The 25,737-nt window shown below is 59.9% G+C and carries 24 protein-coding genes and 1 pseudogene; 10 read left to right on the plus strand and 15 right to left on the minus strand.

Going from position 1 to position 25,737, the window contains the following annotated elements; genetic code table 11:
- Positions 1–7 precede the first annotated feature (7 nt).
- The 3 genes from RIB87_RS08185 to RIB87_RS08195 all read right to left on the minus strand — a co-directional run bounded on the left by RIB87_RS08185 (position 8) and on the right by RIB87_RS08195 (position 3,034).
- Positions 8–682 carry a TetR/AcrR family transcriptional regulator gene (locus RIB87_RS08185; RefSeq protein ID WP_350145391.1) on the minus strand — a complete coding sequence of 225 codons (675 nt, stop codon included), beginning with the start codon at positions 680–682 and terminating at the stop codon, positions 8–10.
- 86 nt (positions 683–768) lie between these two features.
- Entirely contained in the window at positions 769–2,166 is a 1,398-nt protein-coding gene (locus RIB87_RS08190) for a flavin-containing monooxygenase (RefSeq protein ID WP_350145393.1), read from the minus strand.
- Positions 2,167–2,197: 31 nt separating this feature from the next.
- On the minus strand, positions 2,198–3,034 hold the full coding sequence (locus RIB87_RS08195) for a crotonase/enoyl-CoA hydratase family protein (RefSeq protein ID WP_350145395.1): 837 nt from the start codon (positions 3,032–3,034) through the stop codon (positions 2,198–2,200).
- Between the two features lie 115 nt (positions 3,035–3,149).
- Between RIB87_RS08195 and RIB87_RS08200 the strand changes: the two genes are divergently transcribed.
- Together RIB87_RS08200 and RIB87_RS08205 are read left to right on the plus strand one after the other, a co-directional pair.
- Entirely contained in the window at positions 3,150–3,668 is a 519-nt protein-coding gene (locus tag RIB87_RS08200; RefSeq protein WP_350145397.1) for a PaaI family thioesterase, read from the plus strand.
- A 3-nt stretch (positions 3,669–3,671) separates the two neighbouring features.
- Positions 3,672–4,121, plus strand: a complete 450-nt coding sequence (locus RIB87_RS08205) for a PaaI family thioesterase (RefSeq protein WP_350145399.1) — start codon at positions 3,672–3,674, stop codon at positions 4,119–4,121.
- Between the two features lie 66 nt (positions 4,122–4,187).
- On the opposite strand, the gene arsC is transcribed toward RIB87_RS08205, so the two are convergent.
- The 3 genes from arsC to RIB87_RS08220 are packed head-to-tail and all read right to left on the minus strand — an operon-like array spanning position 4,188 to position 6,042.
- Positions 4,188–4,535: an arsenate reductase (glutaredoxin) gene (gene arsC, locus RIB87_RS08210; protein WP_350145401.1), complete on the minus strand. Its 348-nt coding sequence runs from the start codon at positions 4,533–4,535 to the stop codon at positions 4,188–4,190.
- A complete protein-coding gene (locus RIB87_RS08215; RefSeq protein WP_350145403.1) occupies positions 4,532–5,635 on the minus strand; it encodes a quinone-dependent dihydroorotate dehydrogenase in 1,104 nt (367 codons plus the stop codon). The genes arsC and RIB87_RS08215 overlap by 4 nt, the downstream gene beginning before the upstream one ends.
- On the minus strand, positions 5,632–6,042 hold the full coding sequence (locus RIB87_RS08220) for a DUF952 domain-containing protein (protein WP_502943222.1): 411 nt from the start codon (positions 6,040–6,042) through the stop codon (positions 5,632–5,634). The genes RIB87_RS08215 and RIB87_RS08220 overlap by 4 nt, the downstream gene beginning before the upstream one ends.
- 80 nt (positions 6,043–6,122) lie before the next feature.
- On the opposite strand from RIB87_RS08220, the gene RIB87_RS08225 reads away from it, so the two are divergent.
- The gene (locus RIB87_RS08225) at positions 6,123–6,800 is read left to right on the plus strand and encodes a S24 family peptidase (RefSeq protein WP_350145405.1); all 678 of its coding nucleotides are present in this window, start codon (positions 6,123–6,125) and stop codon (positions 6,798–6,800) included.
- Positions 6,801–7,162: 362 nt separating this feature from the next.
- On the opposite strand, the pseudogene RIB87_RS15505 reads toward RIB87_RS08225, so the two are convergent.
- Positions 7,163–7,633 (minus strand): annotated as a pseudogene (locus RIB87_RS15505) (hypothetical protein); the annotation flags it as partial.
- A 51-nt stretch (positions 7,634–7,684) separates the two neighbouring features.
- Positions 7,685–9,304 (minus strand): lysine--tRNA ligase, encoded by a 1,620-nt coding sequence (locus tag RIB87_RS08235; protein ID WP_350145410.1) that lies wholly within the window; start codon positions 9,302–9,304, stop codon positions 7,685–7,687.
- Positions 9,305–9,486: 182 nt separating this feature from the next.
- Between RIB87_RS08235 and RIB87_RS08240 the strand changes: the two genes are divergently transcribed.
- From RIB87_RS08240 to RIB87_RS08250, 3 genes are all read left to right on the plus strand, one after another.
- On the plus strand, positions 9,487–11,292 hold the full coding sequence (locus tag RIB87_RS08240; RefSeq protein ID WP_350145412.1) for an ATP-binding protein: 1,806 nt from the start codon (positions 9,487–9,489) through the stop codon (positions 11,290–11,292).
- 55 nt (positions 11,293–11,347) lie between these two features.
- Positions 11,348–14,293: an ATP-dependent DNA helicase gene (locus RIB87_RS08245; protein ID WP_350145414.1), complete on the plus strand. Its 2,946-nt coding sequence runs from the start codon at positions 11,348–11,350 to the stop codon at positions 14,291–14,293.
- Between the two features lie 104 nt (positions 14,294–14,397).
- Positions 14,398–14,811 carry a tellurite resistance TerB family protein gene (locus RIB87_RS08250; RefSeq protein ID WP_350145416.1) on the plus strand — a complete coding sequence of 138 codons (414 nt, stop codon included), beginning with the start codon at positions 14,398–14,400 and terminating at the stop codon, positions 14,809–14,811.
- 21 nt (positions 14,812–14,832) lie between these two features.
- On the opposite strand, the gene RIB87_RS08255 is transcribed toward RIB87_RS08250, so the two are convergent.
- Positions 14,833–15,576 carry an XAC2610-related protein gene (locus RIB87_RS08255; RefSeq protein ID WP_350145418.1) on the minus strand — a complete coding sequence of 248 codons (744 nt, stop codon included), beginning with the start codon at positions 15,574–15,576 and terminating at the stop codon, positions 14,833–14,835.
- Positions 15,577–15,647: 71 nt separating this feature from the next.
- Here RIB87_RS08255 and RIB87_RS08260 point away from each other — a divergent pair, with 71 nt between their 5' ends.
- Together RIB87_RS08260 and RIB87_RS08265 are read left to right on the plus strand one after the other, a co-directional pair.
- Entirely contained in the window at positions 15,648–16,460 is an 813-nt protein-coding gene (locus tag RIB87_RS08260) for a sterol desaturase family protein (protein WP_350145420.1), read from the plus strand.
- Entirely contained in the window at positions 16,457–16,984 is a 528-nt protein-coding gene (locus tag RIB87_RS08265; protein ID WP_350145422.1) for a SixA phosphatase family protein, read from the plus strand. The genes RIB87_RS08260 and RIB87_RS08265 overlap by 4 nt, the downstream gene beginning before the upstream one ends.
- Here the strand turns inward: RIB87_RS08265 and RIB87_RS08270 are convergent.
- The 4 genes from RIB87_RS08270 to RIB87_RS08285 form a co-directional block, all read right to left on the minus strand.
- Entirely contained in the window at positions 16,981–17,934 is a 954-nt protein-coding gene (locus tag RIB87_RS08270) for a transporter substrate-binding domain-containing protein (RefSeq protein ID WP_350145424.1), read from the minus strand. The genes RIB87_RS08265 and RIB87_RS08270 overlap by 4 nt on opposite strands.
- A gap of 2 nt (positions 17,935–17,936) precedes the next feature.
- A complete protein-coding gene (locus RIB87_RS08275) occupies positions 17,937–18,209 on the minus strand; it encodes a DUF6460 domain-containing protein (RefSeq protein ID WP_350145426.1) in 273 nt (90 codons plus the stop codon).
- A 162-nt stretch (positions 18,210–18,371) separates the two neighbouring features.
- The gene (locus tag RIB87_RS08280) at positions 18,372–19,958 is read right to left on the minus strand and encodes a cisplatin damage response ATP-dependent DNA ligase (RefSeq protein WP_350145428.1); all 1,587 of its coding nucleotides are present in this window, start codon (positions 19,956–19,958) and stop codon (positions 18,372–18,374) included.
- The gene (locus RIB87_RS08285) at positions 19,955–21,001 is read right to left on the minus strand and encodes a ligase-associated DNA damage response exonuclease (RefSeq protein WP_350145620.1); all 1,047 of its coding nucleotides are present in this window, start codon (positions 20,999–21,001) and stop codon (positions 19,955–19,957) included. The genes RIB87_RS08280 and RIB87_RS08285 overlap by 4 nt, the downstream gene beginning before the upstream one ends.
- A 71-nt stretch (positions 21,002–21,072) precedes the next feature.
- On the opposite strand from RIB87_RS08285, the gene RIB87_RS08290 reads away from it, so the two are divergent.
- The gene (locus tag RIB87_RS08290) at positions 21,073–23,598 is read left to right on the plus strand and encodes a ligase-associated DNA damage response DEXH box helicase (RefSeq protein WP_350145430.1); all 2,526 of its coding nucleotides are present in this window, start codon (positions 21,073–21,075) and stop codon (positions 23,596–23,598) included.
- An 11-nt stretch (positions 23,599–23,609) separates the two neighbouring features.
- Positions 23,610–24,338, plus strand: coding sequence for a ligase-associated DNA damage response endonuclease PdeM (gene pdeM, locus RIB87_RS08295; RefSeq protein ID WP_350145432.1), 729 nt, complete (start codon positions 23,610–23,612; stop codon positions 24,336–24,338).
- On the opposite strand, the gene RIB87_RS08300 is transcribed toward pdeM, so the two are convergent.
- Entirely contained in the window at positions 24,289–24,780 is a 492-nt protein-coding gene (locus tag RIB87_RS08300) for a DUF3429 domain-containing protein (protein WP_350145434.1), read from the minus strand. The genes pdeM and RIB87_RS08300 overlap by 50 nt on opposite strands.
- A 66-nt stretch (positions 24,781–24,846) precedes the next feature.
- On the minus strand, positions 24,847–25,623 hold the full coding sequence (locus tag RIB87_RS08305) for a cytochrome c biogenesis CcdA family protein (protein WP_350145436.1): 777 nt from the start codon (positions 25,621–25,623) through the stop codon (positions 24,847–24,849).
- Positions 25,624–25,737: the final 114 nt, after the last annotated feature.

Here is a 25,737-nt window from a genome sequence, read left to right on the forward strand (position 1 = left end):
AATTGTGTCAGGTCTTGTCTGTCAGAAGGGGTAGGGCTGTGACACCGCCCAGAAAGAGCTTTGTCGAAAACTCCGCCGCCTGTGCTGCATCGAAGGGCGGGCGCAGCAGCATGCGGTCGCCCACTTCAAATGCAATGCCTACAAAGCTCGCTGTCAGATAGTCCGGGTCAACCTTCGGCAAAACGCCCTGCGCAATGGCGCGGTCAATGTCCTGACGCATTTCATCAAAGCCCGCCACAACTTCAGGCGTATCCATCCGTACACGAATGGACCCGGAATTGCGCCGCATCACCCGATGCATCGCTTCGTCATTGGCCAGATAGTCGAAATAAGCCCTGAAGGTGCCTGACACAAACTGCTCGAAATTGCCGGCCCGAATGCGCTCTGCGCGAATGCGCGGGCGCATCCGCAGGGCGCTCGCATCCATCAGCGCCTGAAACACTTCTTCCTTGGACTTGAAGTAATTATAGAATGTGCCCGACGCCAGCCCGGTGCGGCGAATGATGTCGCGCACAGTTGTTTCGCCATAGCCAAGTTCTGCAAACACTGCGCGCGCGGCGTCGATTATGGCCTGACGATTTTCCGCTTTGGTCTTTTCGCGCTTGCCCATCGGGACGGACGCCACAGCAGGTGTGGCGTCGGCCTTTTCACGGGGTGGGGTTTTTGTGGATGTCGAAACCAAGAAACGAGCCTTTCCAGGCAAAATAATGCAGGGGGCACTTTACCCTGCGCAGGTGCTCGCTTCAAACAGATCCACCGACAACGCAATCACTCCGCGGCAACGTTGGTTGACTGCGCTGCCCGGGCGGGAACCGGCAGGCCGGGGTTCCTGGCGGCGCGCTTTGCCCCGCGCTTGATCTCACGCTCCATGTCCCAGACATATTTATTGAAATCAAGCTGCATAGTGTGCCTGGCCGACTTGTAGAAATGCCCGGTGTACATATCCTCGTCGTCCTTGATGACCTGCTCCATTGTCGTCTTGTCCGGCAGGGCGTAGTCGCCCGTGAGGTAGCGGCCCACAAGCTTCATTTGCTGCTCCGCAAAATTGACCAGGGTCGGCAGCGGCTGGGCAAGCGCCATGAAAAACAGGTTTGGCACCTCAGGCGAGAAAATGCGCTTGTATAGCGGCACATGGTTGTTCTCCACCTTGATGACGGTCTCATCCATGAACGGAAACGACACGTTGTAGCCGGTGGCATAGATCACCACGTCAATTTCCTCGCGGCTTGCATCTTCAAACTCAACGACATTGCCGTCAAAACGTTTGATGTTTGGCTTGGCGGTAATGTCGCCACAGCCAACCCGTGTCAAAAACTCTCCGGATACGGATGGATGCGCCTCCAGCGGCTCGTGGTCAGGCTTGGGCAGGCCGTAATCTTCCATGTTGCCCACCAGCCGCTTGATCATCCGCTTGGCGATGGCGCGCTGAACCGAAAGCGGAATCCATGCGGGCATCGCGCCTTTATCCGCAACCTGACCGTTAATGTATTTGGGCATGACCCATACGCCGCGGCGTGCGGCAACAAACAGCTTTTGCGCGATCGGGCGTTGCGACAGTTCGGATGAAATATCCATCGCGCTGTTGCCCATGCCCACAATCACAATGCGCTTGCCCCGCATGTCAGTTGGTTCAAACGGCGTAAGGTAGGAGTGTGCGTGCATCTGCACGCCTGTGAACTCGCCCATGCCTTCGTATTCGGGCCAGCGCGGGTCCCAGTGATGGCCGTTGCACACAAACACCGCGTCATAGAGGCGGGTTTCCGACGACGGTCCACCCGTTGCCGACCTGTCGATTGTCACGTGCCAAAGGCCCGCATCGTCACGGGTGACATGGGTTACGGCCGTGTTGAAACTTATTTTGTCGCGCAGGCCGAAGTGGTCCACATAGTCATTGAAATAATCAAAAATTTGGCTGTGATGGGGGAAATCAGGAAAGTCCGGCGGGATCGGAAAATCCTCAAATGACATCCGCAGCTTTGATGTGTCGATGTGCAGGGATTCATAGCACGCCGACATGCCGTTCTTGTTCTTGTACGCCCAGTTGCCGCCGACCACGTCCGACATCTCGAAACAGTCAAACTCGATGCCCCGATCCTGAAGGGCCTTGGCCGTTGTAAAGCCGGAGCAACCGGCCCCGATGATGCAGCATTTGGGAAGTGCGGACATGTGTTTTCCCCGTTGTGTTTTTCAGCGCAGTCTAGCGCCCTTCAAAGTTTCCGTCGCGGCGCTCGATGAAGGACTTCACGCCTTCGGCCGCATCTTGCGTGTTTGCAAGTTTCGCCTGAACGGCATCAAGCTGGGAAAAGGCTGCCGCCTCGCCCTGCTCGATGAATGTCATGGCGGAGCGTTTGGTTTCCTGGATAGCGAGCGGGGCCAGCTTTGCAATGCGCTTCGCCAGTTCAATGGCGCGCGCTACTTGTTGTCCGGTCTCGACAACTTCCTGAACGATGCCGATGCGCAGCGCTTCGTCTGCGCCAAACTCGCCGTCGCACAGCAGCAGATGATACATGCCGTTGCCCCAGCCGCAGCGCTCAATGAAGCGGATGGTGCCGCCGCCTGCTGCCATCAGCCCGCGTCGCGGCTCAAGCTGTGCAAAGCGGGTGTCTTTTGCGGCAATGGCAATGTCGGACGCCAGCATCATCTCAATGCCTGCCGTGTAACAGATGCCCTGCACGGCGGTGATTACGGGCTTTGAGCATTTTTTCTTGAGCGCAAACGGGTCAACACGCTGTCCGCCTGCTTCGTTGGCCCCGCTGGCGCCTTTTTTCATACCTTCGGCAAACCTGGTGAGTTCAAGCCCTGCCGTAAAGTGTGTTCCAAACGCATACAGCACGCCGACACGCAGCTCCGGGTCGCTGTCCAGCACCGTGTAGGCGTCCGACAGTTCCGAAAACATTTTCGGCGTCAGGCCGTTATATTTTTCGGGTCGGTCAATGCCCATCAACAGTACGGGGCCCTGCCGGGTGACGGCAATTTGTCCGTCCGGTTCAGTGGCAGGGTCGCGGGATGATTGGGGGAGGGTGGCCTTGGACATGGAGCGTTTCCTGGTCGGCTTTTTAAGTGTTCCCAAGAGTCATACAATCGAAACTAGACTTGGGTCCAGTTTCGATTTGCTTGCCCGTGTCCGCGCAACAGGTCATACCCATGCCATGACAGATGACGTTCAAAAGCGCCTCGACATGATGCGTGACATGCTGATTGACCACGTGCCCCACGCCAGGGCGATCGGGCTTGAAGTGGTGGCCGCCGAAAAAGGCATGTGCCGCATGAAAGTGGCCTATGCGCCGCATCTCATCGGTAACCCGGATACGGGCGTCATGCATGGCGGTGTCATTACGTCCATGCTGGACAATGCGTGCGGGGTGGCGGTGCAAATGGCGCTGGGCGAACCCAGCTCAATCGCGACGCTTGATCTGCGCATCGACTACATGCGCCCGGCAACGCCCAGGCTTGATGTCATCGGCGAGGCGCGCTGTTACAAAGTGACAAAATCTGTCGCCTTCGTGCGCGGCACCGCATTTCACGACGATCCGTCTGACCCTATTGCAAGCTGTGTCGGTGCTTTCATGCTGGCCGCCAACCGCGCCGCGCCAACCGCAACTGTTGCGCGGGCGCAGGCAAAGAAAATGCTGGACGCCGAAGAAGCCAAAACAAAAGACGAGGGCTGAGCCATGCGGGACCTCGAAAACATCGCCGAAGGCCGCGACATCAATGACGTGATGGCGAGCATTCCCTATGTCGCGTTTCTGGGCATCACGTTTGAGCCGGTCGCAAACGAACTGCTTGCCAAGCTCACCTTCAAGCCAGACCTGATCGGCAATCCGGTTTTGCCTGCCCTGCATGGCGGTGTCATTGGTGGTTTTCTGGAAACTGCTGCCATTGTGCAGGTGGCACGCGAAAGCAAAATCCGTGTTTTGCCCAAAACCATCGACATCACAATCGACTATCTGCGCTCTGGTCGTCCGCTGGATGTGTATGCGCGGGCAACCATTACCAAGCATGGGCGGCGCGTTGCCAATGTGCAGGTGATTGCCTGGCAGGATGACCCGGCAAAGCCTATTGCCGCTGCCCACGGGCACTTCCTTCTGGAACCGCTCAATGGCGACGATGCCATTGCCTGAGACACCTGCCAGGACCGTATTCGTGTGCGCGGTATCTCCCGAGGCCCTCGCGCTTGAGCAAGCGACTTAGAGAATGGCCAGAACGCTTTCCGGCGGGCGGCCGATTGCAGCCTTTCCTCCGGTTTCGACAATCGGTCGCTCAATCAGTATCGGGTGCGCAGCCATCGCTGTTATCAGCGCCATGTCGGACAGGGATGTGTCGGAAAGTCCGAGCTCTTTGTAGGCTGTCTCGCCCTTGCGCAATATCTCGCGTGGCCTCATGCCAAGCTGTGTGAGGAGTGTCTCAAGGTCGGCGGCGGTCAGCGGTGTTTTGAGATATTCGATCACTTCAGGCGTGTGGCCATGTTGCTCAAGCAGGGCAAGGGTTTGCCGTGACTTGGAGCAGCGCGGGTTATGATAGATGCGCACGGTCATGAGGGTGTTTTCTCCGGTATTTTGACGTCCGTGCCTACAGCATCACTCACCGTGGCAAACCCGTCGCGGCGCAACAGGTCTGCCAGTTCATGCCTGATGCGCGGAATGAGCGATGGTCCTTCATAGCCAAAGGCTGTGTAGAGCTGTACCAGCGAAGCGCCGGCGCGGATTTTCATGTATGCATCTGCACCTGATGCAACGCCTCCGGCCCCTATAAGAGCCAGTCTGCCCTTGTTGGCATAGGCAGCCAGCCTGAGTGCGTCTGTTGAGGGGTGCAGCAATGGTGCACCGGACAGGCCACCTGTTTCATCCTTGTGCGGACTTTTGAGAGAAGTTGTCCGGGCGATTGTCGTGTTGGAGACAATCATGCCGTCGAAGCTGTTTTTACAGGCGATCTCAACGGCATCTACAATGTCCTCAGGTGCCAGATCCGGAGCGATCTTCAAAACCAGCGGAAGCTTGTGGCCTGTACGGCCAACAACACCGTCACGCGCTTCGGCAACACGTTGGGTAAGCTCCTGCAGTGCATCATGCGCCTGCAAATCACGCAGCCCCGGCGTATTGGGGGATGATATGTTGACGGTGACGTAGGAGACCAGCGGGCCAACCCGCTCAACCCCTGTCACGTAATCGGCAATGCGGTTTGCACTGTCCTTGTTGGCTCCGATGTTGGCGCCCACAATGCCCGCAGTTGATACGCGAACATGTGCCCTGCGCGCGTCAAGCCGCTGACAGAACGCATCCAGCCCCTGGTTGTTGAACCCCAGCCGGTTGATAACCGCCTTGTCGTCCACAAGGCGGAACATGCGTGGTTTCGGGTTGCCCGGCTGCGCCAGCGGCGTCACGGTACCGACCTCGGCAAAGCCGAACCCCAGCTTTATCAGCGCGTCCGGCGCGCGGGCATCCTTGTCGAACCCTGCCGCAACACCAAGGGGGTTTGTGAACTCAAGCCCCATGACCTTGGAAGCGAGCACGGGGTCGTGCGCAGATGTGTCGCGTGGCCCAAGTCCCAATGCCAATGCCCGGACAGCCAGCGTATGAGCCATTTCAGCAGGGAGCATCCGCAACGCGCGGGCGCCCAAATCTGCAAGCAGGTTCATGGCGCGGCCTCGTCGCCGAGGGTGCCAAGCTGTGGAATGCCATCCGGATCAAGAGGTGCGGCGCGCACTGACCTTACAGCCTCCAGCGCCAACGGCCCGTAAAGATGCGGGAACAACTCGCCCCCGCGCGATGGTTCCCATTTGAGGCTGTCGCCCAGCGCCGCTGTGTCGACGGTCAGCATTACCAGTCCATCACGACCGTTAAAATGCAGGCGCGCTGTTTCCTGTGCTTGAGAGGCTGTCGAAAAATGGATGTAGCCATCTGCCACATCAATGCCGACACCGGCGAAGGCGCCGGCATTTTGGGCAGCAACCCAGTCATCGCTATGGCAGATTTTGTAGATCAGGTTTGTCATGGTTCCCGTCAGGTGCCACAGGCGGTGTGCGCCGACAAGACTTGCTGACAAAGGACTTTTTTCCTATTGTGGTGCGAGTCGCGGGGAGCATCCGCGCCATCCGCCCAACCATCACGGTTTTACTGTCCGTCATGCTTACCCATCGTCAGATTTGGCAGGCCATCGACATGCTGGCCATGCGGTCCGGCCTCAGCCCTTCGGGGCTGGCGCGCGCGGCGGGGCTGGATCCGACCACGTTCAACAAGTCAAAGCGCCTGTCGTCGTCCGGCAAGCAGCGCTGGCCGAGCACGGAAAGCGTCTCCAAGGCACTGGAGGCAGCAGACAGCAGCATGGAGGATTTTGTCAGCTTTCTGGGTAGCGGCGGCAATATGGATGAACCGACCGGCTTTGCTGAGGGAGGGTTTACCGGTGGTGGCGGCGTGCCGGTTATTGGTCTGGCCCAGGCAGGCGGCGGTGGCTTCTTCGGCGATGGCGGTTTTCCGGTCGGCGGGGCATGGCAGCGGGTGGATTTGCCCGGCGCGTCCCCCGGCAGTGATGACGAAAATATGTATGCGCTTGAAATATCCGGCGACAGCATGGTGCCCGTCTATCGCAAGGGCGACATCATCGTTGTGTCGCCCGCAGCACCTCTCAAGGTGGGGGACCGGGTTGTGGCGAAAACCGTTGACGGCGAGGTCATGGCCAAGGAACTGCGCGTTCACAATGCCCGGCGGATCGTTTTGATGTCGCTCAACCCAGCCTTCGGCGACCGCGAGTTCAAGCCGCAGGACATTGAATGGATGGCCCGCATCATCTGGGCCCGGCAGTAGGTGGCAACACTCGGTATACTCATCGGGTGGCGCTAGTAGCTGGTCTGTTGGCGCTCAATTTCACGCCGCAATAACGACGCGTTGCCTGTGCGCAGCGCGCGCAGCAGCTTGTCTGCCTGCCGCATGGTAAAGCGTTCAAATGCATCAGGTTGAGGCGCACGCGCTGCGATAACAAGCCAGCGCTCGGCTTCAGGTGCAAACGCCTTGGCATCGTGGGTCAGCAGTTGCAGCGCGCATTGATGCAGCACAATCACATTGGCGTTTGCGGTTGCAACGGCGCTGCGCAGTTCAGCCACGCCAACCGCCCGGTCAGCGCCATACAGGGCTGCGGCCAACAGCGGCCCTGCGCCATTCACAATTTCAAGGTGCCAGGTGCCAAGCAGAGCACGCGCCCAGGCATTGTCGGGCTCAAGCGCCAGCGCTGCGTCGATGGTTGTGCGCGCAATGCTGCCAAGTCCTTGTTGGTGCGCGGCAAGGTTGCCCATGGCGCGGCCCTTGAACCCAAGCGCAACGGCAAGTTGAAGGTGCCCTTCGATCTGGGCCTCGTCGCGATTGATGGCTGACTGCGCGGCCGCCAACGCGGCCTCTACCAGTGCCGAACGTTCATCGCGCGGTGCCTTGCGGGCCTCTGCCAGCAGCGCGCGGGCCGCCAACGCGTCTGCCCGCGCATCGCCCAGCCCGCGGGCGATGTCTGCCGCCTGCGCATAGTCACCGCGGGCATAAAGCCGGGCAGCATCATCCAGCGCGACCACCTGTGCATATGCAGCGGTGGTCAGCAGGGCTGACACAGCACCCAAAGCGACAGCGTAAAGCATGGAGGAAAATCGCGTCATCCACAGCAGAATTGACGCGGCAGCACAGCAAAGCAACCACCTTGCATGGGGTCAGGTTTTTGTCGGCGCGTGTTTTGCCAGTGCCGCGTCAATCATCTGACGGGTTTCCTGAATGCCATAGAGCGCCACGAATGACCCAAAGCGCGGCCCCTGGGTTTGCCCCAAAAGCACTTCGTAAAGCGCACTGAACCAGGCCCGCAAAGGCTCAAAGCCATGTTCCTTGCCCACCGCAAACACTTCGTTCTGAAGTGTTTCAGCATCGGCACCTGCTTCCATTTCGCCAAGCCGACGGGCCAAGTCACGCATTGCGTCGGCCTCCTGCGGCGTTGGGGCACGAAACGTCTTGGAAGGCTTCACAAAGTCGTCGAAATAGGAAATTGCGTAGCCTACCAGCTCATCAAGCAGCGGGTGTGTTTGCGGCGTGGCGTCAGGTACATAGCGTGAAATGAAACCCCACAGCACCTGCTTGTCTTCCGAGTTGGAGGCGCTCACCAGGTTGAGCAGAATGTTGAACGAGATTGGCACGCTCTGCGCGGGCGGTGTGCCCTCATGAATGTGCCACACCGGGTTGGTCAGTTGCTTTTCGGGTTCCTGGTCCGGGTAGCTCGCCAGATGCGACAGATATTCGTCCACGTTCTTGGGAATGACATCAAAATACAGCCGCTTGGCCTTGCGTGGTGATGCAAACATGAAGTTGGACAGGCTTTGCGGCGACGCATAGCGCAGCCATTCGTCAATGGTCAGCCCGTTGCCGCGTGACTTTGAAATCTTTTCGCCGTTCTCATCCAGAAAAAGCTCATAGTTGAACCCTTCGGGTGGTTCTGCCCCCATCGCCTTGCAGATGCGGCTGGACAGTTTGACGGACTCGATCAGATCCTTGCCCGCCATTTCATAGTCCACGCCCAGTGCAAACCAGCGCAGCGCCCAGTCGGCTTTCCATTGGCACTTGACCGCGCCCCCGGTGACCGGCACGTCCACGGGGTCACCTGTCTCAGGATCTTCGTAGGTGACAATGCCCTTTGCCACGTCACGCGCCACCAGCGGCACTTGCAGCACCACGCCGGTGCGCGGACAGATGGGCAGGAATGGCGCGTAGGTCGCGCGCCGTTCAGGGCCCAGCGTCGGCAGAATGATATCCATCACCTTGTCATAGACTTCGAGCATCCGCATCAGGGCGTCGTCAAATGTACCCTGGGTGTAATGGTCAGTCGCGCTGGCAAAATCGTAGTCAAAGCCAAACTGATCGAGGAACACCCGCAGCCGCGCATTATTTGCAGCGCCAAAGCTTGGATGCTCGTTCGAGAACGGGTCAGGCACGCGGGTGAGCGGGCGTCCCAGATGCTGCTGCATCATCTCCTTGTTGGGTACATTGTCCGGCACCTTGCGCAGGCCGTCCATGTCGTCGGAGAAGCAGACCAGGCGTGTGGGCATATCGCTCAGCGTACTGAACGCATGGCGCACCATCGAGGTGCGTGCGACTTCGCCAAAGGTGCCTATGTGCGGCAGACCGCTTGGCCCGTAGCCGGTTTCAAACAGAACATGATCTTTTTTGCCGGCATCCGTTTTTTCAATCCGGGCCAGCAGCTTGCGGGCCTCCTCAAAAGGCCATGCCTTGCTGTCGGCAGCAAGCGCTACAAGATCTGCGGGGATTGTGGAGGTGGCGTTGGTCATGCGGGATGTCCCCAATGGAACTGAAAGTGTTAACAAAATTGAAGGCCGCGGACCCTAGAGTCAGCGTCAACGGGCGTCAATTCGGTAAAGTCCCAAAGCATGGGGGCAGAGCCTGAAACACGCGGTGCCTGCCCATATTTCAGGTTTTCCCTCCTGTTTCAGGTTTGTGCCCAAGGTTCAGTATGCCCGCCTCGACCACGCCCCAACCAAGCCGAACAGAAACCGCACTCAAGGCGCGCGTGTTCGCTGACCTGGTAGATTTTCTCTACGCCCAGTCAGCCTCCGGACGTTTCACACCGACGATCTGCTTCAGCGTCTGTGCCCCGCTTTTCCTGATCTACACCCCATGGTGGACCTTTGTCGTTATTCTGGCCGCCCAGCTTGGCGGCACAGCGTTTTGTGAGGTGCTACGACGCCGACATGCGGCCACCACCCCGGAGGAAAGCGCGCGCGCCTATGTAGTTGGCAGTGCGGTCTGCGGGGTAAGCTGGGGTCTGGCGGGGGCCTTGTGGTTTGTTGCAGATGTGCCTGAAATGCAGGTGCTTCTGGTGGTGCTGTTGATCGGCGGTGTAACCGGTTCGCTCATATCCCGCTCGCCCCACCTGCCGGCGCTGTATGCTTTTGTGGCGATGGCTGGTTTGCCGTTCATTGCAGTGCTGGTTTTCACGGGCACGCTTGCCACCTATGCCATGGCGGCACTTGCAGCGTTGTATGCGTTGGCAATTATCGGCTGGGCACGCGGGCTTAACGCCATGTATGTACGCGAAGCAACCGCGCGCCTCAGCAACCATGATTTGTTGAAGGATGTGAAAGCCGCACAACAAGAAGCAGAGCACCGTGCTGATGAAGCGGAAGCTGCCCGCCATGCCGCTGAGGCGGGCGAGCGGGCCAAGATGCAGTTTTTGTCCGTCATGAGCCATGAGGTGCGCACGCCGCTTAATGGCATTCAGGGAATGTCCGGTCTGCTGACCGACACCGACCTGACCGATGACCAGCGCGAGTGCGTGGACATAATCCGGAAAAGCTCGGACAGTTTGCGGCTTATTCTGGAGGACGTCATAGACCTCGCCCAACTTGATACGGGAAGTGCCGCTTTCGACCGCAAACCATTTGCACCTGAAAAGATAGCGCGCCAGGTTGCCACCATTCTGGAACCTGAGGCACGCCGCAAAAAACTTGATCTCGATGTTTACGTAGCTCCCGATGTGCCTGCGTCGGTTGTCGGTGACGAGCAGCGCTGCCGTCAGGTGCTGCTCAATCTGGCGGGCAATGCGGTCAAGTTCACGGATTGTGGAAGGGTACTTGTGCGTATCAGCCTCGAGCCTTTGTCCGGCAGTGCGGATGAGGAGTGCCTGCGGTTTGCGGTGCGTGACACGGGTATCGGGATTGCTGCGGATGATCTGAACCTGCTGTTCAAGGAGTTTTCGCAGGTGGATCAGTCAGAGACCCGTCGCCATGGGGGTGGTGGTCTGGGGCTTGCGCTCGCCCAGCGTATTGTCAGCCAGATGGGCGGTGACGTCGGTGTCCGCAGCACCCCCTGCGAAGGATCTGAGTTCTGGTTTGATATTCCCCTTCAAGAAGCGGCCGGCAAACCAGTCGCCCCTGAGCACAGCGCTGATCTGCGCACGCTTGATCCGGGCAAGGTCATTGAGCTTTGCCGCGCCATCGGCCCGGTCAGAAGCAACGAGATTGTTGAAGCCTGCCTCGATATGGCGTGGAAACTGACAGAGACGATTGAGGCAGCGCGCCGCAACCAGGACATAGCTGCCATTGGTCGCGCTGCGCACGACCTTAAATCAGCGGCGGGCAATATCGGTCTGGTTGCGCTGGCTGGTAAAGCATCCATTCTTGAAGCGGCAGCCCACTGTGGTGATACGGCTGTGGTGCTTGATGAAGCATCGCGTGTGCCCGCCGAAACCGCTGCCGCCAACAACGCGGTGTCAAAGCAGTTTCCCCAATTCATGGCCGCCGCTGCCATTCAGGGCTGAATGTTGGCGGTTAAGTGAGTGACGGGGCGGTTGTCATCGCTATGATAAACCGCCCATGGCCAACGACCCTGATTCATTCCCCGCCGCAGGCTCCCAGCCGCGCCCCCCCACGCCCTCGTCCAAGCGACCCGCGCTGATGCCTGATGTGCCGACGCTGGTCGCCGTGCCCGGCGGTGCCCTCCTGCTCACCACAGACGGCGAGATGCAGGAGTTGACATCTCAGCAGGCAGCGCAACGGCTCAAATCCATTCAGCATAGCGTGGTCCATGCCCGCTTCACCGCGCGGCGGTTTGACGTTCGCCTGATGGATCTGGCGCCGCAGTTTGATGTGCTGGAGCTTTTTGCCTTCACCCATCCGGCCCGGTTCTGCACGCCAACGCCAGCCGGGCTTGCCCGCGCGCTGGATTTGCGCGGCACCGGTGAACATCTAAGTGGTGATGATGCGGCAATGGCGGTGCTGGATGCTGTGCGCACGCTGGTTCATACACTTGCAGATGACGCCTATCCCGGTCGTGAGCAGGCCGCAGCCCTGGCGCGCACCATGCAGTCGGCGGGCTGGGTGTGGGGCGACACCGTGGTGTCGGCTCTTGGCGCTCCGGGCAGTTATGCCGACACTGGCTGGCTTACGGGTCTTGAAGCCTGGAAAAAACTGCCCGAGTGGGAAGAGACGGCAAGCAGGGGTGACCCCGCCAACCGTCCCGTCGCGCCCGAAGAAGCGGCCGGAAGGTTGCGCCAGCTTGTTGGGTCTGACGCTGAAGACCGCCAGGTGCAGCGCGATTATGCGGCCGCCGCATCGCGCGCGTTTTTGCCGCGCGCACCCGGTGAGCCGCATGTAGTGCTGGCGGAGGCGGGCACCGGCACAGGCAAGACCCTTGGCTACATTGCACCGGCAAGCCTGTGGGCGGAGCGCAACGACGCTGCTGTGTGGCTGTCCACCTACACAAAAAACCTTCAACGCCAACTGGACCAAGAACTGACCCGGCTTTATCCGGACCCGGACGAAAAAGCGCAAAAAGTTGTCATCCGCAAAGGCCGCGAGAACTATCTCTGCCTGCTCAACTATGAAGAGGCCGCTGGCCGCGCCAATGCGGGGGCAACACTGCCCGGCTCCGGCGGGTCGGCTTCGGTCATTGCGCTGGGGCTGATTGCGCGGTGGATACGCGCCACCCGCGACGGAGATATGCTGGGCGGTGATTTTCCCTCATGGCTGGTGCCCGGTGCGGCACGCGCCGGTAACGAAGGTGGCATCGGCCTGACCGACCGGCGCGGTGAGTGTGTGTATTCAGCCTGTCCCCACTATCGCACCTGTTTCATTGAGCGTGCGGTGCGCAAATCACGAAACGCCCAGATCGTCGTCGCCAATCATGCATTGGTGCTGACGCAGGCTGCCAATGCATTTATTCCCGAAGCGGATGGTGAACCGCCCGTGCAGGAGGGCACACAGCGCATCGTCTTTGACGAAGGGCATCATGTGTTTGACGCCGCCGACAGTGCGTTCTCGGTCGTGTTGTCCGGTATGGAAAGCGCCGAGTTGCGCCGCTGGTTGCGCGGCTCGGAGGCCCGCCGGTCGCGCCGCACCCGTGGGCTGCGTGAACGTGTGGGCGATCTGATAGAGGATATGGATGACGGCCCACAGTTGCTGGATGAAGCAGAAAGTGCCGCCCGCGCACTGGCCGGACCGGGCTGGCAGTCCCGCATTGCGATGGATGGCGCCAAAGGCGCCTCAGAAACATTTCTCGCACTGGTTCGCCAGCAGGTGCTAACGCGCAGCGATGAGGACGCATCACGGTTTTCCCTTGAAACACAGGTGTCGCCGCCGCTGGAAGACCTGCCAAAGGCTGCGGCCACATTGGCCAATGCATTGTCGGAACTGGCCCGCCCGATGCGCGGCATCGCCGGGCTGTTGTCGAAAAAACTCAAAGATGAAAGTGCAACGCTGGAGACCGCTACGCGCGTTCGCATCGAGGCTGCCCACCGGGCGCTCATCAGGCGAACCGGAGGTCTGTTGCCCGCCTGGATCGCCATGCTGCAGGGCATCGGACGCGATCCTGACGACGGCTTTGTGGAATGGTTCGAGGTTGACCGCATTGACGGGCGCGAACGCGACATAGCCATGCGCCGCCACTGGCTGGACCCCACTCGTGCGTTGGCGGAAGTGGTGCTGGAGAACGCGCAGGGCGTGTTGATGACATCTGCCACCTTGCGTGACGCACCTGCTTTGGTATCAGCCGGGGGGCTGGATGACGCCGCCGCGCTCAGTGCAGATGAAAGCATGGATGTGGACATGGATGTGGACATGGATGTGGAGATGGATCTGGACTGGGCCAGTGCGGATGTGCGCACCGGTGCCATGCATCTGGCGGCCCCGGCGATCCGCGCCAGTTTTGCGTCTCCCTTCGACTATGCCGAACAGGCCCGCGTGTTTGCGATCCATGACCTTGGTCGCGCCCGGCCCGATGTTCTGGCGGGTGCATACAACACACTTTTTCAGGCGTCTGGCGGTGGTGCGCTGGGCATCTTCACAGCCATTGCCCGCCTGCGGGCGGTTCACGAGCGCCTGCGACCCATGCTCGCCACCAAAGGCATGAATCTCTATGCCCAGCACATGGACGCCATGGATGTGGGAACGCTGGTGGATATTTTCCGCAGCGAGCCTGATAGTTGTTTGCTGGGTACAGATGCGGTGCGCGATGGCGTTGACGTGCCCGGTGATGCGCTGCGGATGCTGGTTTTTGATCGCGTGCCGTGGCCACGCCCTGACATTCTCCACAAGGCCCGCCGCGCAGCTTTTGGTGGCGGCAGATATGACGACATGATCGCCCGGCTCAGGCTGCGTCAGGCGTTTGGCCGTCTCATTCGCACCCGCGACGACAAAGGCGTTTTTGTCATTCTCGCGCCGCTCCCTTCCAAGCTGCTGTCTGCCCTGCCGCCGGGGGTGCAGGTGCAGCGGTTGGGGCTGGCGGATGTAGCGCGGGCCAGCGCCGCGTTTCTGGCGCGGTAACGCATAGTCCTGCGCTTGCAGCCCATGCGTCTATTCCCTAGTGTCCGCGAGCATTCGCTACACTTTCATTCCCTGCCATTCCCTGCCCGAAAAGACCGCACGCCATGACATCGACTATCAATCCGCAGACTGCACTAATCTACGTGATGGTCACCATGGCTGCCGTTGACGCCAGCATGTCTGACAAGGAACTGCGCAAGATCGGTAATATCACTGCCGCGCTGCCGGCTTTTGATGAATTCTCGCAGGAGAAACTGTTGCCGGTCGCGCAGGAATGTGCCGCCATTCTTCAGGAAGAAGATGGTCTTGCAACGGTTCTGGGGCTGGCGAAAGAAGCTCTTTCGCCCAACATGCGCGAAACAGCCTATGCCATGGCCGCAGATGTTGCGGTGGCTGACCTCAAGGTCGGTGCCGAAGAGCAGCGCCTGCTTGAAATCATCCGCAATACGCTTGGCGTTGATCGTCTGGTTGCGGTTGCCATTGAGCGCGGCGCGCAGGCCCGCCACCAAACTGCGTAAGTCACTCGGTAGCGGACGTGGTCAGCAGGGCGCTTCATAGACGGCAGTGAGCGCAACTTCTTCAAGCGCCCCGTTGCCCATCATTTCTGCCGTCACACGGCCCTCCGGCTCGTAGCGGGTCATCATGCAGTTTTCGGCATCGTCAAACGTTGAGACAACGCGCTGCTGCAGTAGCAGCGCAGGCCCGTCCCACACATAGATATCGCGTCCGTGGGTGGCAGCATTGCCCCGCCACGTGCTCATCACGGTCTTTGCGTCGGCATCAAACTCCGGCGCACTCAGCGCGTTGAGGCCGGTGGCGGCTATGTGTCGGCTCGTTGCGGGATCATAAATGCCGTTGAAATAAGCGATGTTCGGACCGGCCGGCAGAAACTCGATCAGCCTGAAATCCGTGTAACCGTCAAAATTGACGTCGATAAACTCAAAGCCGTTGGCCTGCATGGTCATCGGTGCACGGCTGTCCACATCCGCAAAAACCGATTTCGCCGGGCCATTTGCGCTGCGTGCAGTCTCGATGCGGACGACATGAAACTCATCCGTGTCGGCCAGAATATCCCAATACAACCGCGCAAATAGCGCCTTGCCCCCGCGGGTCAGGGTGCCCTTGCAGATCACGGGTTCCCCAAACTCCGCCGTCTCAGCAGGCGAGCACGGTGACGTTACTTGGGCCATCGCCGCTCCAACAGGGGTGAGGAGGGTTATCGCCATGACCGCCATGCCCAGACAGGCACATGACGGGGTGAAGATGCGAAACAGTTTTTTCATGATGTCCATTTTTCCAGCCGCTGACGAAGCCGTCAATTGACAGCAAATGAACGAGGCCCGATTAAGTTGTCATGGAACAAATACTGGTAAACAGCGAAGGCGCAATACGGCTCGCAGCCTTTGGCGGGCTGCTGGCGCTGTTTGTGGCGGCTGAAGCCGTGTGGCCCCGCCGCGCGCGTGCCCAGCACCGCACCCGTCGCTGGTCCACCAACCTGCTGATGAGTGTTCTCAATACGCTCGCCCTGCGGGTTGCCGTGCCCGTGCTGGCGGTTGGCGCCGCCGCGTGGGCTCAACAGGCCGACGTCGGTGTATTCAACAAGATCGAGATACCCGGCTGGCTGGCGTTTGGTGTGACGATGGTTTTGCTTGATGTCGTTATCTACGCTCAGCACGTTGTTTTTCACCATGTGCCGATATTGTGGCGTATCCACCGGGTGCATCATGCGGATCGCGACATTGATGTGACGACGGCACTGCGGTTTCACCCGATCGAAATTATCATCAGCATGGGAATCAAGATCGGCCTGGTGATTGCGTTGGGGGCACCGCCTGCGGCGGTCATCGTGTTTGAGGTGGTTCTTAATGCAATGGCGATGTTCAACCATGCCAATCTGAGGCTGCCTGCCGCGCTGGACCGCGTACTGCGCGCCGTCGTGGTGACGCCGGACATGCATCGCGTACATCATTCAGTGCGCATGGCTGAAACAAACAGCAATTTCGGCTTCAATCTGTCGGTGTGGGACCGTATCTTCCGCACATACACTTCCCAGCCACAGGACGGGCACACAGAGATGATCATCGGCCTTGAGACCTATCAGGATGACCGCCCGGCCCGGTTGGGCTTTACCCTGTGGCTGCCATTCGTGCGGGACCAGGCCAAATGAAGCGGCTCATTTTGATGCGCCATGCAAAGTCGTCGTGGTCTGAGGAGGATACGGACGATCATGCCCGACCGCTCAACGCCCGTGGCCAGGCTGCAGCGGCGCGCATGGGGCTGTTCCTGAAACAGCGGGGCATCCTGCCGCAGGCCGTCATTTGCTCAACCGCGCAGCGCACATGTGAAACTCTGAACCTGGTTCTGGAAGCGGCGGGTATTACGCCCTGCGTCATTCACGACCGGCAGATATATCTGGCCATGCCTGAGCAAATGATCGGTGTTGCGATCGAGCACTTGCAGCGCGATGCCCCGACATCTGACTGTGCGATGATTTTGGGGCATAATCCCGGCACTCATGCGCTTGCGCTTGCGCTTGCGAAATCCGGTGACCCGCAAAAGATCCGTGCCCTGAACATGAAGTATCCTACAGGTGCCGTCACTGTCATTGAGTGTGACACGGACACGTGGGAAGGCGTTGTGCGCGGCGGGCGGCTGATGGAGTTCGCACTTCCCCGTGAGATCGACGCCTAGTTCAGCGCAAACGGCAGATACCGGTCCGAGAGTTCTGCAATCTTGCCATCGGCGCGTAGCATTTTAATCGCTGCATTGAGGCTGGCAAGCAGCGTTGCGTCGTCAGCGCGTACGGCAAAACCCACGCCTGTTCCAAAATACGTCGCATCAAATACCGGCTCGCCCGCCATGATGCAGCATGCCGCTGACGGGTCGTGCAGCCAGCGGTTCAATCGCACGGCATCATCCAGAATGGTGTCAACATCACCGCCTGCCAGTGCCTGATAGACTGAAGTCGGGCCTGCAAAGATGCGTATTCGCTCAGGGTCTGTATGTGCTTTCAAATAAGCCGCCATGCGCGTGCCGGCCTCAACGCCTACAACACCAGCACCGACTTGTGGTGGCGCATCAGCCCGTTTTGCAAATGCCGCTCCGGTTTTGAAATAAGGCGCGGAAAATGCGATCCCCTGCGGCAGCGTATCGGGAATGCGTAACGATGCAGCAACCACATCATAGTCGCCGTCCAGCAGCCCCGGAAGCAGCGCATCCCACTCGCGCGTTACCAGCGTGCAGGCAATTCGGAGGGCGGCACATGTCTGGTACACAAAGTCCACTTCAAGGCCGCGCAACGCGCCCGTTTCATCAACAAAGTTAAACGGGGGGAATGTGCCGTCTGTGGCAATCACAAGCGGGCTGGGCAAGGTCGCGCCAGGCGCGGGTGTGTGCGCGCCGACATGTGGAAACGGTTCAATGCTGTCGGGCTCAAACATTACCGGCACGCCATCTGCCATGTGCGGGCCAAACGGCAGGTCAACGAGCGCCATCCCGTTGAGCCGGTCGCTCAAGATGCCGCCTACGAAAAAAACAAACAGCACACCCCAGGCCCGGCCGGCATTGCGTGGCCAGTTCGCCCCCCATGTGAGAGCACGGCGTGCGATAAGTTCTGCAAGCCTGCGAACCGCAGCGGCCATTGCTACGGCTGCTTCTTGCCGCCCAGCAGCACGTCAAACAGCCGCACCACAACCCAGATGGGCACCACGATAATGGCCCCCATAATAAGATACTTGCCGGCCCACCCGAACCAGTCCAGCGCATAGCCCCAGACACTGCCGATGGTGGTGAACGCGTCTTCCCACACCATCACGGGGTCCATGCCGGTGATCGCCAGCAGCAGGCCAACGCAGACGCTGGCAATCGCAATCTTCAAAATGACTGCGGGCGGAGAGCCGCCAAAAATCTTGTTCATGCAAGTGGTCCTTATCGGCACCCGGCGTGCCGCATACAACGCGGCCCCAACACAGTGGATTGGGAAATATACTAGGCCACAAAAACAAGGCACGAAATGTGGCAGTCCGCATCCCCGCGCCCCCTTCGCATTTCGTGGCCGTTTAGCAACACGAATGAAGGATCAGGCATCGGTGGAAATCAGCTTTTCCAGTGTTTCCAGCACATCTGCTTCGGCAGGTGATTTGTCCCAGCGCAACCTCGAGATGCGGGGAAACCGCATCGCCACGCCGGACTTGTGGCGGGTCGAGCGGTTCAGCCCATCAAACGCCACTTCAAAAACCAGTCCCGTATCATGCGTATGCGTCACCTCGCGGACTGGCCCGAAACGATTGGTCGTGTTGCCGCGCACATATGTGTCGATCTGCTTGAGTTCATCGTCCGTAAAGCCGAAGTATGCCTTGCCTACCGGCACCAGTTCGTCATCGCGCCACACGCCAAATGTATAGTCTGAATAAAACGATGAGCGTTTGCCGTGCCCGCGCTGGGCATACATCAACACCGCGTCAATCACATGCGGGTCGCGTTTCCATTTCCACCACTGGCCTTTTGGGCGGCCGGGCAGATACACACTGTCGGCACGTTTGAGCATCAATCCCTCAACGCCGACTGACTGGTTGTATTCCCGCGCCGCAGCCAGCGTCTCCCAGGTGTCAAATGCAAGCTGAGGCGACAGGTCAACGCGCGCGGGTTGTGTCACTGCGTGCCATGTCTCCAGCCGTGCCCGCCGTTGGGCAAACGGCAGCGCCCGCAGATCATCGCCATCAAGCACAAGCGCATCATAGGCACGAATGAACGCCGGATATTCTGCCAGCATCTTTTTAGAGACTGTCTTGCGGTTCAGCCGTTTTTGCAGGTCCGCGAAGGGCCGTACCACACCGTCAGCGCCGACCAGCAGCTCGCCATCTATGGATGCCTCAAAATCCAGCGCATCCACGACATCCGGAAACGCACGTGAAATATCATCGCCGGTGCGGCTGTACAGCCGCCGCACGCCGCCTTCCGATACCGCCTGAACGCGAATGCCATCCCATTTCCACTCAGCGGCAAAATCATCCGGCGCCAGCTTTTCAAAGTCAGTGTCTGCAATCGGATGGGCCAGCATTACAGGCCGAAACGGTGCCAGTGCAGCGGCAACCGGCTTTTCAGCCTTGCCCCCGGCCCACTCGAAAAGCTCTGTATAAGGAACATCAAGGCCATGCCAGAGTTCTTCGATTTCCGCCACCGGCAGGTCGCCGAACTGCGCCACGGCGGTTTTGGCAAGCCGGGCGGACACGCCCACGCGTAATCCGCCTGTCACAAGTTTAATCAATGCCCATCGGCCGTTTGCATCCAGCGCATCCAGCCACCGCTCAATCAGACCGGGCGTTTCAGCCTTGGCGGCGTTGCGCAGTGTCTCCACCACGTCAGACAGGCCGGGCACGGCGTTTGCGCCGGGCCGTGCAGGCCAGATGAGAGCTGTGGTCTCAGCCAGGTCGCCTACATAATCGTAGGAGAGCTTGAACAGCACCGGATCAACGCGGGCCGATACAAGCTCGCGGATCAGGGATGGTTTGGCGTAACGAAACTCAAGTGCGCCCGTGAGGGCGGCCAGCGCATAGCCACGCTCAGGGTCCGGCACCTCGGCAAAAAAACTCGTCATCAATCGGAGTTTGCCGTTACGGCCCGGCTCGTAGGAGAGCGCATCCAGAAACTGGGCAAACCGGTTCATGAGGTTTTTGTCTGTGCGGATGGCCCGGCATTTGTGCTGTCACCATCCTCATCGTCATAGCCGACAAGGTTCAGCGGTTTGGCGGCAATGCCCATCTGGGTCACCGCATGTACCAATGCGTCCTCCCGCCCGTGAGTAACCCACACTTCCCCGGGCGCGATCTGTTCGATTGTCATCATCAGTTCATCCCAGTCCGCATGGTCTGAAATAATGAGCGGCAACTCAACGGCGGCCTGTCTGGCGCGCGCACGCACGCGCATCCACCCGCTGGCAAAGGCTGTTACGGGGTCGGCAAACCGCCGCGACCACCTGTCCCGCGTGGCAGAAGGAGGGGCGACAACGATCTGGCCAGCCACGGCTTCTTTGGTTGTGCCTGCGACGGGCCGCAGCTCACCCAGATCAACCCCAAATCGCTGATACAGCGCACACAGCTTTTCCATCGCGCCGTGCAGGTAAATCGGCCGGTCATACCCCTGATCGCGCAGATGCCTGATAACCCGCTGCGCCTTGCCCAGCGCATAGGCCCCCACCAGATGCGTTCGCTCGGGAAAGCGCTCAACGGATGTGAGAAGTTTTGCCACTTCTTCGTCCGTAGGCGGGTGCCGGAACACCGGCAAGGCAAATGTCGCTTCGGTAACAAACACATCGCACGGCACTGGTTCAAACAAAGCACACGTCGGGTCAGGCCGTCGTTTGTAGTCGCCCGACACCACAATGCGGGTACCGCGATGCTCAATCACTGCTTGCGCAGACCCCAGCACGTGGCCGGCAGGCACCAGCGTGACTGATACGCCGTTGATACTTATACGCTCGCCATAGTCCGACGCCTGTCGGGTGTGGGTGAAGTCTTCACCATAGCGCTCTGCCATGATGGCAAGCGTTTGAGGTGTTGCCAGCACGGCCCTGTGCCCTGCGCGCGCGTGGTCCGCATGACCGTGGGTAATCACCGCGCGATCCACCGGGCGCACAGGGTCCACATAAAAATCCCCCGGCGGGCAATACAGGCCCTCAGGGCGCGGATGCAGTAATTTGTCGGCAGCGATGGTCATGAGGCTCAATCTAGGCGAACATTACAGGAACCCAATGCCCAAATTGAAAATTCTGCTCCTGACCCATGTCCTCAACTGTTCCCGCCATGTCTGTCTCAGGTGAAGGTGCAGCGCCTCTGCCGGCAAAGTTTGCGAAGTGGTTTGTCAGTCGTGGCTGGGCACCACGAGCGCATCAGCTTGCGCTTGCCAGGGCTGGACTTGAGGGGCGGTCAGCACTTTTGATCGCGCCAACGGGCGGGGGCAAAACGCTGGCCGGCTTTCTGCCCAGCCTCATTGAGATTGCGGCGCAGGGCACACGCAAGCCGGGCCAGACGCGCCGCCTGCACACGCTGTATCTCTCGCCACTCAAGGCGCTGGCAGTAGATGTGGCGCGCAATCTGGAAGCGCCTATCACCGAAATGGGTCTTGATGTGCGCGTTGAAACCCGAACCGGCGACACGCCGCAGAACCGCCGTCAGCGCCAGCGCCGGGACCCGCCTGACATTTTGATGACCACCCCGGAGCAACTTGCGTTGTTGCTGTCCTACACCGACAGCGACAGGTTTTTTGGTGGGCTCAAGGTCGTAGTGCTTGATGAGCTGCACGCGCTGGCGCCGTCCAAACGCGGCGACCTGCTGGCGCTGGGGCTTTCACAGCTCCGTCGGTTGTCACCTGCCGTGCGGATGACCGGCTTGTCTGCGACAGTTGAAAACCCGGAGCGTCTGCGGCGGTATCTGGTGCCGCAGGACGGTACTGACGATGCCCTGGCAGACCTTGTGGTGGGCGAGGGGGGTGCCACGCCCAATGTCTCGATCCTCGCCAGCAAGGAGCGCATTCCCTGGTCAGGTCACTCATCGCGCCATGCCATGCGCGAAGTCTATGATGTGATCTGTGACAACAAGCTGGTGTTGGTGTTCGTCAACACGCGTAGCCAGGCGGAGTTTGTGTTTCAGGCGTTGTGGCACCTCAACGAACAGTCGCTGCCCATCGCGCTGCATCATGGGTCGCTGGCACCGGAAAAACGCCGCAAGGTTGAGGCCGCGATGGCCAAAGGCACGTTGCGCGCCGTCGTATGCACCTCAACGCTTGATCTGGGCATCGACTGGGGCGACGTTGATCTGGTGATCAATATCGGTGCGCCCAAGGGGGCAAGCCGCTTGTTGCAACGTATCGGCCGTGCCAATCACCGGCTGGATGAGCCCAGCAAGGCGCTGCTTGTGCCGTCCAACCGTTTTGAAGTGCTGGAATGCGAGGCCGCTCGCGAGGCGGCACAAACAGCCACGCAGGACGGTGATGTTGACCGCGCAGGCGCGCTCGATGTTTTGGCACAACACATTCTGTGTATCGCCTGTGCCGCGCCCTTTGATGCAGATATTCTGTACAAGGATGTAATTTCAGCCTCACCGTACCGCGATCTGCCGCGCGCAACTTTCGATCAGGCCGTCAGCTTTGTCGCCACCGGTGGCTATGCCCTCAAGAGCTACGACAGGTTTGCCCGGCTGCGGCAGAACCCGGATGGCCTGTGGCGGCTGGCGCACCCGTCCATCGCGCAACGCTACCGCATGAATGTGGGCACCATCGTTGAAGCGCCGATGATGCGGGTACGTCTGGTGCGCAGAGGCAACCGCACCAGCCGGGGCGGTCCTGTGCTCGGCGAGGTAGAGGAATACTTCATTGAGCAGCTTGCCCCCGGCGATACTTTTTTGTTTGCCGGGCAGGTGCTGCGCTTTGAGGGTATTCAGGAGCAGCACGCGCTTGCCTCCCGGACCCGCGACGATACCCCTGCCATCCCCTCCTACTACGGCGGCAAGTTTCCGCTCTCCACCTATCTGGCAGACCGGGTGCGCCAGATGATGTCCGACCCGGCCTACTGGAAGGGCCTGCCCGACCAGGTGTCTGACTGGCTTAAAATCCAGCAATACCGATCGGTACTGCCCAAATATGGCGAACTGCTGGTGGAAATCTTTCCGCGTGCGGACAAGTTTTATATGGTGATGTATCCGTTTGACGGTCGGCTGGCACACCAGACGCTGGGCATGTTGCTGACACGCCGTCTGGAGCGCTACGGCGCGCGGCCAATGGGGTTTGTCGCCAGCGAATATGCCCTGGCCATATGGTGCCTGCGTGATCCGGGGATGATGGCCGAGCAGGGTGCATTCATGTTTGGCGATCTGTTTGATGAGGACATGCTGGGGGATGATCTGGAGGCATGGCTTGCGGAGAGTTATCTGCTCAAACGGACCTTCAGGAACTGCGCGGTCATTGCAGGGCTGATAGAGCGGCGCTTTCCGGGGCATGAAAAATCAGGCCGCCAGGTGACGTTCTCATCAGACCTGATCTATGACGTGCTGCGGGAGCATGAGCCGGACCATATTTTGATGCAGGCCACATGGGCGGATGCGTCGTCGGGATTGCTTGATCTTGGACGGCTGGCGGCGCTGCTGGCACGGATCAAAAACAGAATCGTGGTAAAGCGTCTGGAGCGTGTGTCGCCGCTGGCAGTGCCTGTCATGCTTGAAATCGGCAAGGAGCAGGTGGCGGGTGCGGCAAATGAAAGCCTGCTGGCGGAAGCATCCGACCAGTTGATTGAAGACGCGATGCGGCTGATCTGACGGATTTAGTGATGATTACTGTGTGCGGTGAACGGCTGGTGCCGGATGTGACGGGAGCATTGCATGTGCCCGCGCACGACACGCTGATTGTGTCGGACCTGCACCTTGAAAAAGGTTCGTCCTATGCCCGGCGCGGTATTGCGTTGCCGCCGTATGATACGCGGGCAACTCTCAAGAGGCTGGCGCGTGTTATCCGAAAGTATCAGCCCGCGCGTATTGTCAGTCTGGGCGACAGTTTTCACGATCCTGACGCCCCGCACCGTCTTGCCGCTGCTGACCGCGATGCGCTGACCGCCATGACCCGGGCCCACACCTGGGTTTGGATCGCGGGTAATCATGAAGGTCTGGTGGATGGCGGCGCGCTTGGCGGCATGGCCACCGAAGAAATGAACATCGGCCGTTTGCTGCTGCGTCATGAGCCTGCTGCTGCGCCGGCAACCGGCGAAATATCCGGCCACCTGCACCCGTGCGGCGTTGTGCGCCAGCGCGGGCGTCGTCTCAGGCGGCGATGTTTTGTGTCAGACGGCACGCGACTGGTGATGCCCGCCTTCGGTGCCTATACTGGCAACCTCAATGTGCTGGATCAGGCCTTCGCGCCCTTGTTTGATATGGGCTTCAGCGCCTGGCTGATGGGGGATACGCAGGTATATCCCATGCCTTCGTCCCGGCTTGTGCGCGATGAAGTGTCGCCTAGCTCCGCAAGACAATTCCCAGCACGCTTAACACCAGTGCGCCGATGACAAGGATGCTCAGCCGCACCCGATAGCCGCCATACCATTGCGGTGCTTCGTGCAGTCGCGTTGCGCGAACATCCGAGCCTGCCTGTCCCCAGAATGCGGCAATGAGGATGACCAGCCCCCAGATCGGCGGCACAAACAGGGCAGCCCATGCAGCAATTGACGGCACCACCGAGAGCGCCAGCCGTTTCAGCAACGCTTCGTCTTCTGGAAACAGCATGGCGAGTGACCAGCGGATGCCACCCAGAAACGACAGGATCACCGCGCCATAGGCAATCTGATAGGTGAGGACAATTTGTGCCTCATCGCGCGGATACAGGAAAAATATGATGACCGCCGTGGCGACAAACGGAATGACGCCCGCATAGCCAAGCAGCGCGGCAGCACGCGGCGGCTGCGCCGGGTCGCGCGGATCGTCGGCAATCTCGGTGTCGTGATCGGTCATCGGTTGTTTCCCCAATTGGCCCCGGCCCGCCTCATGCCCCCCGGCATGGGTTGGCAGCAGCACATGCTAGCCAAGCCGTCCGAGCACAGGAAACAAGTCTATCAACCAATAAGCAATGGTTTCGAGTGAGCCGAAGAAAATCAGCAAGCCCGTGCCAACCAGCAAAACACCCGCGGCGATCTCGACCTTGTGCATGTGTTTGCGGAAGCGCTGCGAGAACGCCAGGAACGTGCGCACGCCAAGGGCAGCCATCATGAACGGCAGCCCCAGCCCCAGCGAATAAACGCTGAGCAACGATACGCCATAGGCCAGGTCATCGCGGCTGGCGGCGATGGAAAGAATGGTCGCCAGAATTGGTCCGATGCAGGGCGTCCAGCCAAACCCGAAGGCGAGGCCGATACCATAAGGTGCCAGCGCCTGCATGGCGGGGGAAGGCGGATCAGCCGCAGCACCGTCTGCAGGGCCACCCAGCGTGGCAGGCATCATGCGCATTTCGCGGTCCAGCAGGGCAATGCGAAACAGGCCCATGTAGTGCAGGCCCAAAATCACGATCACCGCCCCGGCGATGTAGCCGATCATCACTTTATTGGCGAGGATCAGGGGACTGATCACCGACGCTGTTGCGCCCAGCGCCACAAATACGGTTGAAAAGCCAAGCACAAAACCGGCCGCCCCGATGACCGTGCGACGGGTCACAGCGTCGTCGTTCTCCTGCAGGGCCTCAAACGTGGTGCCGGCCATATAACTGAGATAGGCGGGTACAAGCGGCAGTACGCACGGGCTCAAAAAGCTGATGAGCCCGCCTGCAAAGGCCGCCAGATAGGTGATGCTGCCGGTGTCCATGGGAAGGTGCGCTGTATCCTGCGGTGAGTGACGCTCTTGCCTAGCCTAAAACGGATGTGGTGCGCGATGCGCCTCAAAGTCGCGTGATAGCTGCGCGGTGGGGGAGGGTGGCCT

Origin of the sequence: Pyruvatibacter sp. (assembly GCF_040219635.1) — a bacterium.
Lineage (GTDB): Bacteria > Pseudomonadota > Alphaproteobacteria > CGMCC-115125 > CGMCC-115125 > Pyruvatibacter.